Origin of the sequence: Actinomadura rugatobispora (assembly GCF_042656285.1) — a bacterium.
Taxonomy (GTDB): domain Bacteria; phylum Actinomycetota; class Actinomycetes; order Streptosporangiales; family Streptosporangiaceae; genus Spirillospora; species Spirillospora rugatobispora.
Genome location: NZ_JBHSON010000023.1, coordinates 62449 through 79806, shown reverse-complemented (window position 1 = coordinate 79806; position 17358 = coordinate 62449). Strand labels below are relative to the sequence as shown.

At 74.0% G+C, this 17358-nt stretch carries 16 protein-coding genes; 10 read left to right on the top strand and 6 right to left on the bottom strand.

All coding sequences use genetic code 11. The features are described from left to right. The 8 genes from ACFPZN_RS18435 (at position 1) to ACFPZN_RS18400 (ending at position 7647) form a co-directional block, all read left to right on the top strand. Positions 1–1026, top strand: a complete 1026-nt coding sequence (locus ACFPZN_RS18435; protein ID WP_378283228.1) for an ABC transporter permease — start codon at positions 1–3, stop codon at positions 1024–1026. A 28-nt stretch (positions 1027–1054) separates the two neighbouring features. Next, positions 1055–2128 carry a zinc-dependent alcohol dehydrogenase family protein gene (locus tag ACFPZN_RS18430; RefSeq protein WP_378283227.1) on the top strand — a complete coding sequence of 358 codons (1074 nt, stop codon included), beginning with the start codon at positions 1055–1057 and terminating at the stop codon, positions 2126–2128. Next, entirely contained in the window at positions 2125–3084 is a 960-nt protein-coding gene (locus ACFPZN_RS18425) for a DUF4380 domain-containing protein (protein WP_378283226.1), read from the top strand. Before ACFPZN_RS18430 ends, ACFPZN_RS18425 begins: the two co-directional genes overlap by 4 nt. Next, on the top strand, positions 3081–3845 hold the full coding sequence (locus ACFPZN_RS18420) for an SDR family NAD(P)-dependent oxidoreductase (protein WP_378283225.1): 765 nt from the start codon (positions 3081–3083) through the stop codon (positions 3843–3845). The genes ACFPZN_RS18425 and ACFPZN_RS18420 overlap by 4 nt, the downstream gene beginning before the upstream one ends. A gap of 70 nt (positions 3846–3915) precedes the next feature. After that, a complete protein-coding gene (gene dgoD / locus ACFPZN_RS18415; RefSeq protein WP_378283224.1) occupies positions 3916–5061 on the top strand; it encodes a galactonate dehydratase in 1146 nt (381 codons plus the stop codon). 65 nt (positions 5062–5126) lie between these two features. Beyond that, on the top strand, positions 5127–5786 hold the full coding sequence (locus ACFPZN_RS18410) for a bifunctional 4-hydroxy-2-oxoglutarate aldolase/2-dehydro-3-deoxy-phosphogluconate aldolase (protein ID WP_378283223.1): 660 nt from the start codon (positions 5127–5129) through the stop codon (positions 5784–5786). After that, the gene (locus tag ACFPZN_RS18405; RefSeq protein ID WP_378283222.1) at positions 5783–6742 is read left to right on the top strand and encodes a sugar kinase; all 960 of its coding nucleotides are present in this window, start codon (positions 5783–5785) and stop codon (positions 6740–6742) included. The genes ACFPZN_RS18410 and ACFPZN_RS18405 overlap by 4 nt, the downstream gene beginning before the upstream one ends. Then, complete coding sequence (locus tag ACFPZN_RS18400) at positions 6739–7647, top strand: SMP-30/gluconolactonase/LRE family protein (RefSeq protein ID WP_378283221.1); 909 nt, start codon at positions 6739–6741, stop codon at positions 7645–7647. The genes ACFPZN_RS18405 and ACFPZN_RS18400 overlap by 4 nt, the downstream gene beginning before the upstream one ends. 29 nt (positions 7648–7676) lie before the next feature. Here ACFPZN_RS18400 and ACFPZN_RS18395 read toward each other — a convergent pair whose 3' ends face one another. Next, positions 7677–8183 carry an NUDIX hydrolase gene (locus ACFPZN_RS18395; RefSeq protein ID WP_378283220.1) on the bottom strand — a complete coding sequence of 169 codons (507 nt, stop codon included), beginning with the start codon at positions 8181–8183 and terminating at the stop codon, positions 7677–7679. 127 nt (positions 8184–8310) lie between these two features. Here ACFPZN_RS18395 and ACFPZN_RS18390 point away from each other — a divergent pair, with 127 nt between their 5' ends. Then, a complete protein-coding gene (locus ACFPZN_RS18390; RefSeq protein ID WP_378283219.1) occupies positions 8311–9090 on the top strand; it encodes a DUF899 domain-containing protein in 780 nt (259 codons plus the stop codon). Positions 9091–9220: 130 nt separating this feature from the next. Beyond that, the gene (locus tag ACFPZN_RS18385; protein ID WP_378283218.1) at positions 9221–10963 is read left to right on the top strand and encodes a pyruvate dehydrogenase; all 1743 of its coding nucleotides are present in this window, start codon (positions 9221–9223) and stop codon (positions 10961–10963) included. Positions 10964–10969: 6 nt separating this feature from the next. Here the strand turns inward: ACFPZN_RS18385 and ACFPZN_RS18380 are convergent, their stop codons facing one another. The 5 genes from ACFPZN_RS18380 to ACFPZN_RS18360 form a co-directional block, all read right to left on the bottom strand. Then, positions 10970–12184 (bottom strand): cytochrome P450, encoded by a 1215-nt coding sequence (locus ACFPZN_RS18380; protein ID WP_378283217.1) that lies wholly within the window; start codon positions 12182–12184, stop codon positions 10970–10972. 34 nt (positions 12185–12218) lie between these two features. Next, positions 12219–13832: an FAD-dependent oxidoreductase gene (locus ACFPZN_RS18375; RefSeq protein ID WP_378283216.1), complete on the bottom strand. Its 1614-nt coding sequence runs from the start codon at positions 13830–13832 to the stop codon at positions 12219–12221. Positions 13833–14018: 186 nt separating this feature from the next. Then, complete coding sequence (locus ACFPZN_RS18370; RefSeq protein WP_378283215.1) at positions 14019–14630, bottom strand: TetR/AcrR family transcriptional regulator; 612 nt, start codon at positions 14628–14630, stop codon at positions 14019–14021. Between the two features lie 164 nt (positions 14631–14794). Further along, on the bottom strand, positions 14795–15766 hold the full coding sequence (gene bla / locus ACFPZN_RS18365; RefSeq protein ID WP_378283214.1) for a class A beta-lactamase: 972 nt from the start codon (positions 15764–15766) through the stop codon (positions 14795–14797). Between the two features lie 149 nt (positions 15767–15915). Next, entirely contained in the window at positions 15916–17124 is a 1209-nt protein-coding gene (locus ACFPZN_RS18360) for a bile acid:sodium symporter family protein (protein WP_378283213.1), read from the bottom strand. Positions 17125–17358: the final 234 nt, after the last annotated feature.

Below are 17358 nucleotides of genomic sequence, written 5' to 3'. Positions count from 1 at the left end.
ATGACCACCGCACAGACCGGCCGGGCCGCGCCGCCCGGCGCGCCCGCCGGCGGCGCGGCGGCCCGGCTGCTGGCCGGGCGGGCGCACCAGCTGAACGAGATCGGCCTGCTGGCCGCCATCGCGGTGCTGTACATCGCGCTGGGCAGTTCCGCCGAGGGCTTCCTGTCGGTGCACAACCAGCTGGGGATGCTGCGCGACGCCGCCATGATCGGCATCGCCGCGTGGGGCGTCACCCTCGTCATCATCGCCGGTGAGATCGACATCAGCATCGGCCCGGCGGTGGCGTTCTCCTCGGTGCTGGTCGCCAAGGGAAGCACCCAATGGGGCCTGGGGGTGGCGGGGGCGATCGCGCTCACGCTGGTCCTGGGCCTGCTGTGGGGCGGGCTGGCGGGCTGGCTGCGCGCCGCGTTCGACGTGCCGTCGTTCATCACGACGCTGGGGGTGTGGAGCGTCCTGGGCGGGCTGGGCCTCTACCTGACCGACGCCCTGCCGGTGACGCTGCCCGAGAGCGGGGTGTTCGAGGTGCTGGGCGGCGACCTGCTGGGCGTCCCCACCGCCGCGGTCATCATGCTGGCGCTGTTCGCGGTGTTCGCCTACGTGGCGCGGTTCACCGCCTACGGCCGGTCGGTGTACGCGATCGGCGGCAACGCCGGGGCGGCGCGGCTGTCGGGCATCAGCCTCACCCGGGTCCGGGTGCTGCTGTTCGCCACCACCGGGCTGCTGTCGGCGGTGACCGGGATCCTGCTGGCGGCGCGGCTGGGCTCGGGCAGCGGCGGCGCCGCGTCCGGGCTGGAGTTCGACGTGATCGCGGCGGTGGTGATCGGCGGCACCGCGCTGGCCGGCGGCCGCGGCGGGATGCTGGGCACGCTGCTGGGCGTGGTGTTCATCACCGTGATCGGTAACGGGCTGGTGCTGCTCGGCGTGGACTCCTTCCTGCAGAACGTGGTGCGCGGTGTGATCATCGTGGGCGCGGTGCTGATCAACGTGATCGTCGCCCGCCGCGGCCGCGGCACCCCGACCTCCTGAGAAGGCTCTGAGAAAGCTGGCGATCATCATGACTTCGACACCGAGCAGGATGCGGGGCGTCTTCCTGCCCGGCGACTCCACCGCCGAGCTGCGCGAGTACGACGTGCCCCGGCCGGGCCACGGGCAGGTGCTGGTGGAGATCGGCGCGTCCGGGATCTGCGGCAGCGACATCGGCTTCATCTACCGCGGCTACAAGGGCTACCGGGGCGTGGACGGCCCCGCCTACCGCGGCGTGATCGCGGGGCACGAGCCGTCCGGCCGGATCGTGGCGGCCGGGCCGGGCGTGCGCCGGTTCGGCCCCGGCGACCGGGTGATCGTCTACCACATCGTGGGCTGCGGGCTGTGCGACAACTGCCGCCGCGGGCACTACATCAGCTGCGGGTACGGCCGCGAGTCCTACGGGTGGCAGCGCGACGGCGGGCACGCCCCGTACCTGCTGGCCGAGGAGCGGACCTGCGTGCCGCTGCCCGACGAGCTGTCCTACGTCGACGGCGCGCTGATCGCCTGCGGCTTCGGCACCGCCTACGAGGGGCTGCGCCGCGCCGGGGTCAGCGGCGACGCCGACCTGCTGGTCGTCGGGCTCGGCCCGGTCGGGCTGGCGGCCGGGATGATCGGGCGCGGCATGGGCGCCCGCAAGGTCATCGGGGTGGAGACGGCGGAGGCGCGCCGCGCGTGGGCCGCGACGGCCGGGGTGTTCGACGCCGTCCTGCCCGCCGGTGACGACGCCGCGGAGGAAGTCGCCGACCTCACCGGGCGCGGCGGGGCGGCCGTCACCATCGACTGCTCGGGGACCCGGCCCGGCCGGAGCCTGGCGCTGGAGGCGGCGGCCGAGTGGGGCCACGTGTCGCTGGTCGGGGAGGGCGGCGACCTGCACACCGAGGTGTCGGACACGCTGCTGCACAAGCAGCTCACCATCCACGCCTCCTGGGTCACCTCGCTCCCGGCGATGAGCGAGCTGGCGCGGAACCTGGTCGGCTGGGGGCTGCGGCCCGAGAAGGTCGTGAGCGACGCCTTCGGGTTCGAGCGGGCCGGTGAGGCGTACGCGCTGGCGGCGGGCGCGAGCAAGGGCAAGGTCGTCCTGGTGCCCGGCGAGGCGTCATGACAGAGCGCGTCGAGGCCACCACGGACGCCTCCGGCCCGTACGAGGTGGTGTGGCTCGACAACGGGCGGCTGCGGCTCGGGATCGTCCCGCTGCTGGGCGGACGGCTGCTGAGCCTCGTCCACGACGGTACTGAGCTGCTGTGGCGCAATCCCGCGCTGCTGGACGACCGGCTGCACCCGGCCGGCGGGCACCGTCCCGCGCCCGCCTCGGGCCCGATGGCGGCCTGGGCGAACTACGGCGGCGACAAGACCTGGCCGGCGCCGCAGGGATGGTCGTCGGCGCAGGAATGGGCCGGGCCGCCCGACCCCGTCCTGGACTCGGGACCGTACACGGCCGCGGTCCGCGAGGAGCGCGACGGCGCGACGGTGACGCTGGAGAGCGGCCACGACCCGCGCACGGGGTTGCGGCTGCGCCGCGAGATCGGGCTGGGGGCCGGGCGGGCCTCCTACGATCTGCGGCTGACGGCGGTGAACGAGTCGTCCCGGCCGGTGCGCTGGGCCCTGTGGAACATCGCCCAGTACCCCGGCGGCGGGGTCGTCCGGGTGGAGGTCGAGGCGGGAGCGGGCGCGCCGGTCGAGCTGGCCGTCGGCACCGCCGCGCCCGCCTGGACGCGCGTCGGCGCGGGGCAGCGGGCCGGGACGGAGCTCCTGGAGGTCCCGGCGCAGGACGTCGTCGGCAAGCTCGGCTTCCCCGGCGCCACCGGGCGGCTGACCTATGCGCGCGGCCGCCACCGGCTCACCATGGAATGGGATGTGCGCGCGGACGCCGCCTACCCCGACGGCGGGTCGCGCGCGGAGGTGTGGATGGAGCATCCGCTGGAACGTCCGCTGGAGCACCTGGGCGGCCTCAACCCGCCGGACCGGATCGTCGAATGCGAGGCGCTGGGCCCGTGGGAGCGGCTCGAGCCCGGCGCCGCCGCCTCCCTCGGCGTCCGCGTCAGCGTGGAGGCGCCATGACCTCGCAGGAGAGGACACCGGGCCGCCCGGTCGCCGTGGTGACCGGGGCGGCCCGCGGCATCGGCGCGGCGACCGCGCGGCGACTGGCCGCCGACGGGTACGGCGTCGCACTGCTGGACGTGTCCCCGGAGGTCGAGCGGGTCGCCGCCGAACTGACCGCCGGAGGCGCCGCCGCGCTCGGCGTGCTGTGCGACGTGAGCGACCCCGGCGACTGGGAGCGGGCCGTGCGCGCCTGCCGCGACGGCCTCGGCCCGGTCGACGTCCTGGTCTCCAACGCGCTGCGCTACGAGCCCGCGGCGGCGCACGAGCTGTCCCTGGAGTCCTGGCGCGGGCAGCTGGACGTCACCCTCACCGGGGCCTTCCTGGGGGTGCGGGCGACCCTGGACGACCTGCGCGCGAGCGGCCGCGCCGCGATCGTGATCGTGTCGTCGGTGCACGCCGCCTTCGGGCTGCCCGCACGGCCCGCGTACGCGGCGGCCAAGGCCGGGCTGACCGGGCTCACCCGCCAGCTCGCGGTCGAGTACGGGCCAGGGGTCCGGGTCAACGCCGTGCTGCCGGGCCCCGTCCTCACCGCGCAGTGGCAGGGGATCGGCGAGGAGGACCGCACGCGCAGCGCCGCCGAGACCGTCGCGGGGCGCCTGGGCCGCCCCGAGGAGGTCGCCGGCGCGGTCGCGTTCCTGGCCGGGCCGGACGCCTCGTACATCACCGGCGTGTCCCTGTACGTGGACGGCGGCTGGAGCATCACCAAGAGCTCCTCATGACGGGAGCTCGAGAGTTCGCCGTGACGGCGCCGGGAAGGGCCGTGGCGGCACCGAGGGGGAAGAACCGAACGTGAAGATCACCCGGGTGGAGACCTTTCTCGTCCCCCCGCGCTGGCTGTTCTGCCGGATCGACACCGACGAGGGCGTGGCCGGCTGGGGCGAGCCGGTGGTGGAGGGCCGGGCCGCGACCACCCGCGCCGCAGTCGAGGAGCTGTCGGACCTTCTGATCGGCGCCGATCCGCGGCGCGTCGAGGACCTGTGGCAGACGATGACCAAGGCGGCCTTCTACCGGGGCGGGCCCGTGCTGTCGAGCGCGGTCGCCGGGCTGGACCAGGCGCTGTGGGACATCCTCGGCAAGTCCCTGGGCGTCCCGGTGCACCAGCTGCTCGGCGGCGCGGTCCGCGACCGGGTCCGGGTGTACGGCTGGGTCGGCGGGGATGAGCCGTCGCGGGTCGGCGAGGCGGCCGCGGCGCAGGTCGAGGCCGGGCTGACCGCGGTGAAGATCAACGCCTCGGGCCGGGTGGCGCCGCTGCCGGCGGCGCGGGAGATCGACGCGATCGTCGGGCGGGTCGAGGCGGTGCGCGCCGCGATCGGCGACGGCAACGACGTGGCCGTCGACTTCCACGGCCGGGTGAGCGTCCCGGCGGCGCGGCGGCTGGTGCCGCTGCTGGAGCCCTTCCGGCCGCTGTTCGTGGAGGAGCCGGTGCTGCCCGAGCACACCCACCGGCTGGGCGAGGTGGTGGCCGCGACGACCACCCCGATCGCGTGCGGCGAGCGGCTGTTCTCGCGCGCGGAGTTCCTGCCCGCGCTCCAGGCCGGGGTGGGGGTCGTCCAGCCCGACCTGTCGCACGCCGGGGGGATCTCCGAGGTGCGGCGCATCGCCTCGCTGGCCGAGGTGTACGGGGCGCTGCTGGCCCCGCACTGCCCGCTGGGGCCGCTGTCGCTGGCGGCGAGCCTGCAGGTGGCGTTCGCGACGCCGAACTTCCTCATCCAGGAGCAGAGCATCGGCATCCACTACAACACCGGGGCCGAACTGCTGGACTACATGGCCGACCGGTCGCCGTTCGCTTTCGTGGACGGCGCGATCGAGCGCTGGGAGGCGCCCGGCCTGGGCATCGAGATCGACGAGGCCGCCGTCCGCCGGGCCGACCGGGTCGGGCACCGGTGGCGGCCGCCGGTGTGGCGGCATCCCGACGGGGGGCACGCGGAGTGGTGAGCCCAGAGATGGGCCCGGAGATGGGCCCAGAGACGGGCCCAGAGGTGAGGGGAGCGACCGGCACGATGATCACTCGGAGCGGGATGCTGGAGGCGCTGCGGCGGCACCGGCTGGTGGCCGTGGTCCGCGGCTCGGACCGGGCGGCGTCGGTGCGGACGGCGCTGGTGCTGGCCGAGGAGGGGGTGCCGCTGATCGAGGTGTCGCTGAGCGGCCGCGACGCCCTGGGCGCCATCGAGGACATCGCCCGCGCCGTCGGCGGCTCCGTCGCGCTCGGCGCGGGCACCGCGCTGACCGGCGACGACGTGCGGCGGGCCCGGGACGCGGGCGCCCGCTACATCGTGACGCCCTCGCTGGGCGCGGGCGTCGACGAGGCGCTGCGGCTGGACCTGCCGGTGCTGGCCGGGGCGCTGACACCCACGGAGGTGGCCGCCGCGGTCGCGGCCGGGGTGACGGCGGTGAAGCTGTTCCCGGCGAGCGCGAACGGGCCCGGCTACCTGCGCGCGCTGCGCGATCCGTTCCCTGACGTGCCGTTCGTCCCGGTGGGCGGGGTCGGTGAGGAGGAGGCCGCGGCGTTCCTGGCCCGCGGCGCGCTGGCGGTGGGCGTCGGCTCGCCGCTGTGCGGCGACGCCCCCTCCGGCGGCGACCTGGAGGCGCTGCGCCGCCGTGCCCGCGCGTTCGTCGCGGTGGCGGGGGCGGCCGCGCCGGTCCCGGGGGGCTCCTCGTGACGCGGGTGGACGTGCTGACCGCCGGGGAGACCATGATGGCGCTGCGGGCCACCGGGCTGATCCGGCTGGGCTCGGGCTTCACCGCCGGCGTCGCCGGCGCGGAGAGCAACGTGGCCATCGGCCTGAGCCGCCTCGGCCACTCGGCGGCGTGGCTGGGCCGGGTCGGCGCGGACGAGCCGGGCCGCCTGGTCGTGCGGACGCTGCGCGCCGAGGGCGTCGACGTCTCCGCGGTGCGCCGCGACGACGCCGCCCCCACCGGAATGATCATGTTCGAGCAGCGGCTGCCGGACGTGACCCGCGTGCAGTACGTCCGCGCCGGCTCGGCCGGGTCGCGGCTGTGCGCCGACGATGTCGCGGCGGTGCCGTACACGCCGGCGATCGTGCATCTCACCGGGATCACCCCGGCGCTGGGCGCGTCCTGCCGGGAGGCCGTGCGGGCCCTGTGCGCCCTGGCCCGGGAGCGCGGCGCGCGGATCAGCCTGGACGTCAACCACCGGTCCCGGCTGTGGACGCGGGAGGAGGCGGCGCGGGCGCTGGCGCCGATCGCCGCGCAGGCCGACCACGTCATCGCCTCCCCCGACGAGCTGGAGCTCCTGCACCCCGGCGGGGCCGCCGAGCCGATCGCGGCCGAGCCGGTCGCGGCGCGGCTCCTGGACGGGGGCGCCACTGAGGTCGTCGTCAAGGACGGCGGCGCGGGGGCGCGCTCGTTCACTGCGGACGGGGTCCGCGCCGTCCCCGCCCACAGCGTGCAGGCGGTGGACTCCATCGGGGCCGGGGACGGGTTCGTCGCCGGCTACCTCTCCGGTCTCCTGGACGGCCTGGACGCGGAGGGGCGGCTGCGGCGCGCCCACGCCGTCGGCGCGTTCGCCGTGTCGAGCCGCGGCGACTGGGAGGGCCTGCCCTACCGGGACGAACTCGACATGATCGGTCTCCCGGAAGGCGCGGCGCTGCGATGAGCGGCCTGGTCGGATCCTGGTCGGCGGTGGAGGGCGCCGGGCCGTGGGAGCTGGGGGAGGGGCTGCGCGCGGTGCCCGGCGGGCTGGTCGCCGTCGACCTGCTGGCCGGGCGCCTGTACCGGCTCGATCCCACCGTGCTCGCGGCCCGCGTCCCTTTCCCGCTCGGCGCCGTCGCCCCGGTCACGGCACCCGGCGGCCCGCACGGCTGGATCGCCGCCGCCGGCACGGGGATCGCGCTCCTGCCCGCGGACGGCTCGGCGGACGGGGTGCGCTGGCTCGCGCGCCCAGAGGACGGCGCGGCCACGGCGATGCGGATGAACGACGGCGCGGCCGACCCGGCGGGGCGGTTCTGGGCGGGCTCGATGGCCTACGACGGCACGCGCGGAGCCGGATCCCTCTACCGCGTGGACCGGGACGGGGCGGTCACCGCGGCGATGGGCGGGCTGACCGTCCCCAACGGTCCAGCCTTCAGCGCCGACGGCCGGACGATGTACCTGGCCGACAGCGCGCTCGGGCTGATCTACCGCGTCCCGGTCGATCCCGCCTCGGGCGAGGCGGGCGGGCGCGAGGTCTTCGCGCGCGTGCCGGACGGCTCCCCGGACGGGATGACCGTCGACGCCGAGGGGTGCCTGTGGTCGGCGGTCTGGGGCGCGGCGGCCGTCCACCGCTACGCGCCGTCCGGTGAGCTGCTCGCGGTCGTCGCGGTGCCCGCCGAGCAGCCCACCAGCGTGTGCCTGACGCCGTCGCCGCCGTACCGGATCGTGGTGACCACGGCGCTGTACGGCCTGGGCGATCGTCCCGAGGGCGCCGCCGACGGCCGCGTCCTGGCGGCTCCGGCCGCCGTCGGCGGCCGCCCGGCCGATCCTTTCCGCCCCGTCTCGCCCGCGGGTACGCGGACGCTCTGAACGACCGGCCCGCCCGAGACCGGTTCGGCTCAGCCGATGCCGGCCTCCAGGAGCGCGCGGCGGACCAGCGGCGCGAACGGGTGGGCGCCGAGCTTGAGTTCGGTCGCGAGGTCCGCCGCCGCGACGATCCGGCGGTGCCTGATCTCGAACCGGGGCGTCCACGGGCCCACCTCGACCTCGGCGCGCCAGATGGAGCGCACCAGCACCAGCCCCTTCTCCGGCCCGGCGACGCACTCGCCGCGGCTGTAGCCCAGCAGGCGTGCGCTCACGACCTCCGCGCACGCCTCCTCGCGCACCTCCCGGTACAGGGTGTCCTGCCAGGTCTCCCCGTCCTCGGGCCGTCCGGCGGGGAACGACCAGCGCTCGCCGTCATGGCTGACCAGGACCGCCTCCCCGGTGCCGGTCAGGCACACGCCCTCGGCGCCGTGCGGGCGTCCCTCCGGAGGGCGGGACGGGGGATGCCAGGCGACCAGCAGGTCCTGGCCTCCGGCGCGGACCGCGAACGGGCGGTGGTCGGCGGCGACATCGCTCTCCATCGGCCCAGCGTCCCACGCGGCGCCCGCCCGAGATCAACGGCCCGAGATCGGACCGCCCGGGATCGAACCGCCCGGCGGCGGGCATGTCCTCGGACGGGGGCGACGGGACGAGACGAGGGGGGACGACATGTCCGAGGATCCGCGGGTCGCCACGCGCGAGCAGTGGCTAGCGGCGCGGCGGGAGCTGCTGGAGGAGGAGAAGGCGCTGACCCGTCAGCGCGACCGGGTCAACGCGGCCCGGCGCGCCCTGCCGATGGTCGAGGTCACCAAGGACTACGTGTTCGAGGGCCCGGACGGGCCGGCGAGGCTGCCGGACCTGTTCGACGGGCGCGGCCAGCTGCTGATCTACCACTTCATGTTCGAGCCCGACGCGGACGAGGGCTGCCCGAGCTGCTCGTTCGTGACCGACAACGTCGGCCATCTCGGCCACCTGAACGCCCGCGACACCTCGTTCGCGCTGGTGTCCCGGGCGCCGCTGGACAGGCTCGAGCGCTACCGGCGGCGGATGGGGTGGACCTTCCCGTGGTACTCCTCGCACGGGAGCGACTTCAACTACGACTACCACGTGACCCTCGACGAGTCGGTCGCACCGGTCGAGTACAACTACAAGGATCAGGCCGAGCTGGTGCGGGACGACCCCGCCTGGCGGGGATGGTCGGGTGAGCAGCCCGGCGTGAGCGCGTTCCTGCGGGAGGGCGACCGCGTCTTCCACACCTACTCCGGATACGCGCGCGGCCTCGACCTGCTCCTGGGCACCTACAACTGGCTCGACCTCACCGCCCGCGGGCGGCAGGAGGACTGGGAGCCCGCTCCCCGCCGCGGGGACGACCCCTTCATGAGCTGGCTGCGCCGCCACGACGAGTATCCCCGCGGTCAAACGCCGTCCCAGAACTCCTTCGAGGGCTGACAAAGGACCGGGCCCCCGTGTCGTCGGCGTCCGGTGCCGGGGCAGGACCCTGCGCAGTGAGGGCGGAGCGCCCCGGCCACGGCCGGCGGCGCGTACCGGGGCCGTCCGCCGTTCGACGGAGGTTCGGGGCATGGCCAAGCAGACGGTCGCGGAGCAGTTCGTCGACCTGCTGGTGCACGCGGGCGTCCAGCGCCTGTACGGCGTCGTCGGGGACAGCCTCAACCCCGTCACCGACGCCGTGCGGCGCAACCCCTCGATCGAGTGGGTGCAGGTGCGGCACGAGGAGACCGGCGCGTTCGCCGCCGGTGCCGAGGCGCAGCTGACCGGGCGCCTGGCCGCGTGCGCCGGGAGCTGCGGACCGGGCCACCTGCACCTGATCAACGGGCTCTACGACGCGCACCGGAGCATGGCGCCGGTCCTGGCGCTGGCCGCGCACATCCCCAGCGCCGAGATCGGCACCGCCTACTTCCAGGAGACGCACCCGGACCGGCTGTTCACCGAGTGCAGCCACTACTCGGAGCTGATCTCCGATCCGGCGCAGATGCCGCGGATCCTGCGGACGGCCGTCCAGCACGCGATCGGCCGCTCGGGCGTCGCCGTCGTCGCCATGTCGGGGGACGTCGCCGGGCGGGCCGCGCCCGGGCAGGACGCCCCCCTGGCGATGGTGACCCGGCGGCCCGCCGTGCGGCCCGGGGAGGCCGAGATCGCCGAACTGGCCCGGCTGGTCGACGAGGCGGGCGCGATCACGCTGTTCTGCGGCAGCGGCACCGCCGGGGCCCACGACGAGGTCATGGCGTTCGCCGGCCGCGTCAAGGCGCCCGTCGGGCACGCGCTGCGCGGGAAGGAGTGGATCCAGTACGACAACCCCTTCGACGTCGGCATGTCGGGGCTGCTGGGCTACGGCGCCGCCTACGAGGCGATGCACGAGGCGGACCTGCTCATCCTGCTGGGGACCGACTTCCCCTACACCGCGTTCCTGCCCGACGGCGTCCGCGTCGTCCAGGTGGACATCCGCCCCGAGCATCTGGGCCGCCGCTCCAGGCTGGACCTGGCGGTCTGGGGCGATGTCCGCGAGACGCTGCGCGCAGTCACGGCCGAGGTGCGGGAGAAGACCGACCGCCGGTTCCTGGACCGGATGCTCGCCAAGCACGCCGAGCTGCTGGAGAACGACGTCGCCGCCTACACCCGCGACGTCGAGCACCACCGGCCCGTCCATCCCGAGTACGTCGCCTCGATCCTGGACGAGGAGGCCGCCGACGACGCGATCTTCACGGTGGACACCGGCATGTGCAACGTCTGGGCGGCCCGGTACCTGTCCCCGAACGGCCGGCGCCGGGTGATCGGGTCGTTCAACCACGGTTCGATGGCCAACGCCATGCCCCAGGCGATCGGCGCGCAGATGCTGGACCGGTCGCGGCAGGTGGTGGCGCTGTCGGGCGACGGCGGGTTCTCGATGCTGATGGGGGACTTCCTCACGCTGGTCCAGCACGGCCTGCCGGTCAAGGTGGTGCTGTTCGACAACTCCTCGCTGGGCATGGTCGACCTGGAGATGATGGTCGCGGGCTTCCCGCCGTACGGCACGGCCTACCCCCGCACCGACTACGCGGCGATCGCCCGCGCGGCGGGCGGGCACGGCGTGCGCGTCGAGGACCCGGCCGACGTCCGGGACGCCCTGCGCGAGACGCTGGCCCACGACGGCCCGGCGCTGGTCGACGTCGTCACCGATCCCAACGCGCTGTCGATCCCGCCGCACGTCACCGGCCGGCAGCTGGCCGGTTTCGCCACGACCACCAGCAAGCTCGTCCTCAACGGCGGCGTCGGGCGGATGATCCAGCTCGCCCGCGCCAACCTCCGCAACATCCCGCGCCCCTGAAAAGGGCTACGGGATGACGTCGTCGTACTCGATGTCGAGGTGGCGCGGGCCTCGCAGCGTCGAGCTGGGGCGGTAGGGCGGCGGGTCGGTGACCAGGCGCGGGTTCACCAGCCGGCGGGCGAGTTCGCGGAGCGCGATCTGGGCCTCGAGGCGGGCCAGCGGGGCGCCGAAGCAGTGGTGGACGCCGCCGCCGAACCCGAGGTGCTGGATGTAGGGGCGGTCGGGATCGAAGCGGTCGGGATCGTGCACGTGCGCGGGGTCGCGGCTGCCCGAGGCCAGGGCGAGGACGATGGAGGCGCCCTTGGGGATGGTGACGCCCGCGATGGCGATGTCGTCGAGGGCGACGCGCTGCGGCAGGAAGTGGACCGGCGGTTCGCAGCGCAGCAGCTCCTCGACGGTGTGGACGACCAGGTCGGGTTCCCGGCGGAGCCGTTCGAGCAGCGGCGGGTCGCGCAGGAGGGTGAGCATCCCGTTGGCGATGAGGTTGACGGTGGTCTCGTGCCCGGCGATCAGCAGCAGCGCCGAGGTCGTGATCACCTCGGTCCCGGACATGGGGCCGTCGGGGCCCTGGTCGGTGACCAGTCCGGACAGGACGTCGTCGCCGGGGTCGCGGCGGTGGGCCTCGGCGAGTTCGCCCAGGTACCGGCCCAGTTCCAGGACGGCGGCCTGGCGCCGCCGGGCCCGCTCGTCCCTGTCGCCCTCACCGGGGCCGATGGTCTCGACGATCTCCTCGGCCCACCGGTGGAAGCGGGGCTCGTCCTCGCGGGGCACGCCGAGCAGGCGGCAGATGACCGTGACGGGGAACGGGTAGGCGATGTCGTCGACGAGGTCGGCCCGCGCGCGGCCGGCGACGCCGTCGATGAGGCCGGTGATGATCTCGAGCAGTTCCGCGCGCATGGCGTCGACCTTGCCGGGCGAGTGCGGCGGCCCGAAGTGCCGCATCGTCAGGCGGCGGAGCCGGTCGTGCTCGGGCGGGTCGAGGCCGATGAAGGCCGAGGGCAGCGCGTCCTGGTCCGCGTGGGCCGGTTCGGCCAGGTTGCGGCGGTCGGAGCTGACCCGCGGGTCGTGCAGCAGCGCGACGATCTCGCGGTAGGTGCTGACGACGTAGCTGCCGTCCTCCTGCCGCGCGACGGGCGTGTCGCGGAGCTCGGTGTAGAGCCGGTAGGGGTCGGCCCGGTTGGAGAACTGGTGAATCCGCTCGTAGACGCCGGCCGGTTCCACGTCGGTGCCTCCCCGTGTCGCTGGTTCCTCGTCCCTATGACTCGCGGACGGCCGAGACGCGGCGCTCGGCCGGGTCGTGGCCGGTCACCACGACGGTCGCGCCCTCGGCGGGGACGATCCGCGGCGGGACCTCGGCCGGGACGGGACGCTCCCCGTCCGGCCGGTCGACCATGCGGAAATCGGGCGGGAACGGTGCGGCCTGCTCGATCAGCCGCTGGTAGAAGTCCAGCCACATGGCCTGGTCGAAGGTGACGGCGGCGGTGATCCTGCCGCGGTGGCCGTAGACGGCGACGAAGCGGCGGTCGGGCACCGAGCCCTGCGCGATGACGACCTCCTCGCTGAAGGTCGGCACCCCCACCGACTTGATGTTGGTGCCGAACTGGTTGGACCAGAAGACCGGCAGCGACAGGTGCGGCCAGCGGTGGGCCTGGTCGCTGAGCATGTTGTGGGCGGCGATCTCGGCCTGGGCGACGGCGTTGCCCCAGTGCTCCAGCGCCATGAACTGGTAGTGGTACACCGGGTGCGGGAAGCGCGCGACGTCGCCGGCGGCGAACACGTCGTCGGTGACCAGGCCGTTGACGTCCAGGGCCCGGCAGCCGGCGTCGGTGGCCACCCCCCACACGCCGGCGGCCAGCCCGGAGTCGCGCAGCCATTCGACGTTGCGGACGGCGCCGAGCGCGACCACGGCGACGTCGGCCTCCACCGTGCCGCCGTCGGACAGGCGTGCGCCGCGCAGCCGCCCGCCGGCGTCGCCTTCCAGGGCGCCGACCCTGACTCCGCAGCGCAGGTCGACGCCGGCGGCGCGCTGCATGTCCGCCGCGACCTCGCCGATGACCCGGCCCAGGGCGCCGGCCAGGGGAGCGGGGCCCGCCTCGACGAGGGTCACCGGGAGGCCGAGGCCGCGGCACACCGACGCCACCTCCGACCCGGTGAATCCGCCGCCGATGACCAGGACGCGGCCGACGCCGGCCGACAGCCGCCGCCGCAGCCGTTCCGCCTCCTCCAGGGTGCGCACGACGTGCACCCCGTCCAGCGCGGCCTCCCGCTCGTTCGGCCAGGGCCTGGCCCGCGCCCCGGTGGCGATCAGCACCTTGTCGAAGCCGACCGTGCGGCCGTCGGCGAGGAGGACCTGCTTGGCGGCCAGGTCGAGCCCGGTCGCAGGGGTCCCCGGCAGCCACTCGACGTCGATCCTGCGGAGGTAGGGGAGCAGGGTGCGCTGGGCGGGCACCCGGCCGGTCAGCACCTGCTTGGACAGCGGCGGCCGGTCGTAGGGCTGGTGCGGCTCGTCCCCGATGAGGGTCAGCCGGCCCCGGAAGCCGTCCCTGCGCAGGACTCCCGCGGCGCGGCCGCCGGCGAGGGAGGCGCCGACGATGACGATGCGCCCGCTGCGCTTGAACTCCTCGTCGCCGCCGGTCGGCGAGGGGGCCAGTTCGGGGCGCACGGTCCGGTGCTGGGTGACCAGGCGGTCGACGTGCAGCGCCTGGACGGGGCAGGCCGCGGCCGCCCGCAGGACGCGTTCGTGCTGCTCGTCGCCGGGGTCGGTGTCGTACATGAGCGCTTCCTGGCCGTGCAGGGTGAACACCTCCGGTGCCAGGAAGGCGCACTGCCCGTACCCCTGACAGCGCGTGAGGTCGACGACAACTCTCACAGCACACCCCCGTTGAGCCGGGCCGACGAGACGGCGTGCTCGTCCCCGTACCCGGGCACTCCGTGCCCGAAATCAGACGAAACATAATCACTTGGGCAGTTCGGGATCAGGCGGGAGTCATTCGCCGGCGGGAACCTTACTTTGTCAAGGCCGTCGGCCGGGGCGCCGGATCAGAACCGATTCCCGTTACGCGGAGCGCAGTTTCTCCATGAGTTCGATCATGTGGGAGCGGAACAGGGCGCGGTCCCGGGGATCGTCCGGATCCAGGAGCGAGCCGTCGGGGCGCGGGGCGCCGCCGGCCGTGAACCCCAGCAGGCACCACGCGAAAACGACACCGATCAGCTCGTATTCCGGGCTTTCGACGACGTCGGGGCCGAGAATGGCCAGGACCTTCTGGTGAATGGGGTACTGGTAGCGCTCTTCGAGATCGGTCATGTCGGCCGCGTCCATCATCCGGCGCTGCCGCCACATGGCCACCAGGTCCTGGCGTGCCAGATAGAAGTCCATGAGGTGCTCGAGCACGATCGCCATCCGGTCGTCACCGGGTCTGAACCCCTGGCCGATCTCCTCCAGCATGAGGCACTGCTCCCGGCAGTGCTCCTCGAGCGCCTGCCGGTACAGCCCGCTCCGCCCGCCCGCCGCCACGACCTGCTCCCGGGGGACGCCCGCGGCGTCGGCGATCATTTCCGTGGCCGTCCCGTCATAGCCGAGCACCGCGAACAGCCGGGTCGCCGCGTCGCGGAGACGAGCCGATTCCGCGGTGTCCGGTGCGGGGTCCCCGGACCTCTCTGTGCTCATGCTCCACGATAGCCAGCGGCGTTTCGCCCGCCCGGCCAAAGAATCGCCAGTTCTCTTCAAAGACGGAGCCCTTGCGGCTCCTGGATTCCACGCGTGGACGCCCGGCGGCGCGCCGCTTCCGGGGCGGCGCGCCGCGGCGATGGGCGGGGTGGGGGAGGTGCGGGTCAGAGGCGGCCGAGGGCCCGGGCCAGTGCCGTGGCGGTGGAGGCGATGACCTTCTCGTCGGGCGGGACCCCGTTGGCGTTCCGGTTGGTGAAGACCGCGATGACGAGGGGCGCGGAGGATCCCGGGGGCCAGGCGATCGCGATGTCGTTGGCGGTCCCGTGGTTGGCGGCGCCGCCGGTGCCGGTCTTGTTGCCGATCGTCCAGTCCTCGGGAAGGCCGGCCCGGATGCGCTCGGCGCCGGTGACGGAGGCGCGGAGCCAGCCGACGAGCCGCTCCCGGTCGCGGGCGTGGAGGGCGTCGCCCACGGTGATCCGGGACAGGGCGCCCGCGGCCGCCGCGGGGCTGGTGGTGTCGCGCGCCTCGCCGGGCCTCCACCCGGTCAGATCGGGCTCGTAGCGGTCGAGCCGGCCCACCGGGTCGCCCAGGGAGCGGAAGTACCCGGTCAGCCCGGCGGGCCCGCCGATCTGCTTCAGCAGCTGGTTGCCCGCCAGGCCGTCGCTCTTGGTGACGGCCGCGCGGCAGAGCTGGGCGGGGGTCATGCCGGTGTCGGTGTACTCCTTGGTCTCCGGCGAGTTCTCCAGCACCTCGCCGGGTTTCCAGTGCTGCACGCGGTCCAGGAGGCCCGGGTCGGTGTCGCGTGCCTTGCGGAGGACCGCGGCGCACGCGTACGCCTTGAACATGGAGTTGAAGGGGAAGCGCTCGCCGGCCCGGTAGCCGACGGCCTTGCCCGTCGCGGTGTCGATCGCCGCCGCGCCGATGCGGCCCGCGTACGAGACCTCCAGCGCTCGCAGCCTGCGCTGGAGGCCGGGGTCGGCGGTGATCCGGGAGGGGAGGGCGCCGGTCCGGGCGACGGGCTTGGCGGCGCCCGTCTGCGCGGCGGGGGGATTCGCCGCGCAGGCCGGGGCCAGCAGCGCGGACGCCGCCATCAGGGCGACCGCCGATCGGGGCCGCGGCCGGAAAGGGATTCTCACCCGGAAGAGCAGAGCAGAGAACGGCCGCGCATGTCCAATACCGCTATGAATCACTGATCGATATGAAAAGCCATATCAGGCGCGCTGCGAACGCCTTCAAAAGCGACCTTACTATGTTAAGGCGGGTGGCGGGCGCATTCTGAGCTTCGTCATCGCACCGCCGGTTCGGCGGCCTCCTCCCGGCGTTCGAGCGCCTCGTTCTCCTTCTGGAACTTCCGCACGAAGATGGTGACGGCGAGGATGTTCTGGGTCTTGCCGTACACGATCGCGGGCACGATGGCCAGCGGGTTGAAGTACGTGGCGGCCAGCGCGGGGGCGATCGCGGCGTTCTCCACGCCGACCTCGAAGCACGAGGCGATGCGCTGCTCCCGGTTGAAGCCCAGGTACTTCGGGACGTGGTAGCCGAGCATCAGCCCGGCGAGGCCCTGGACCACGCAGGCGATCAGGACGTAGGGCAGGACGTTGAGGTTGTCCAGGATCGCTGGCGCGCCCTTGGAGATCGTCCCCATGAGCACGCAGGTCAGCGACAGCACCGCCAGCGGGCCCAGGACGGGCTTGATCCTGGCGATGAGCCCGGGGAACAGCGCGCCCACGATGCTCGCGGCCACGACCGGCGCCAGCACGAACCGCACGAGGTCCAGGAACATGCCGACGGCGTCCACGCTCGCCGTGCCGCCCACGAAGAACCTGATGAGCAGGGGCTGCAGGAACGGCGCGATGAGCACGTTGAGCGTGGTGGCCGACACCGAGAGCGCGAGGTCGCCCTTGCTGAGCAGGGTCAGGCTGTTGGACGCCGCGCCGGTCGGGGAGGTGGACAACAGCATCATCCCGATGGCGAGGCTGCCGGCGAGTTCGGGCTCGAGGAACGGCCGGAACGCCAGGAACGCGACGCAGTAGCCGGTCAGCGGCATGATGAGCCAGCGGATCAGCACGGCGAGCGAGACCACCCGGGCGTCCTTGACGACCGCCTTCCAGTCGTCGGGCGCGATCTGCACGCCCATGACGACGAGCGTGATCATCAGGACCGTGGTGAAGTCCGTGCCCAGGAACGATGTGCCGATCGTGGGGTGGTAGACGAACCCGAAGGTCATGCCCAGCAGGAGCAGGGTGGCCGAGGCGGCCGTGACGAACTGGCAGATCCGCCGCCAGGCCGGGTGGCCGGCCGGGAAGTCCTTCTCCTGCACGAAGGCGCGGTAGCCGAGGAGCAGGCCGGCCGTCCAGAGGGCGAGGGTGGCGAGCAGTACCGCGGGCTGCTCGGAGAGCGGCATGCCCACCCATCCCGAGGAGATCAACGGGATCAGCGCCCCGAGGATCAGCGCGAGCTGCGAGCCGATCTTCAGGGTCGAGCGTGTCGTCATGGCCACTGGCCTTTCTCGTGTGCGAGGCAGTGCCTGGCGGGGGGCGGGAGGGCGCTTTTCGATTATCGAAACTCACCGCGAAAATCGAATTACATGATGCACTCGTATCGCCGCATGTCAAGAGGCTGACCGGCGCGGGCCGAGTCGGATTCAGAGTCGACGCCGTCCCAGGGATTGCCGCGTGACGTGCCCAGATGTTGACAGTCGCGGCAGGGCGTCCTAGCGTGAAACGAA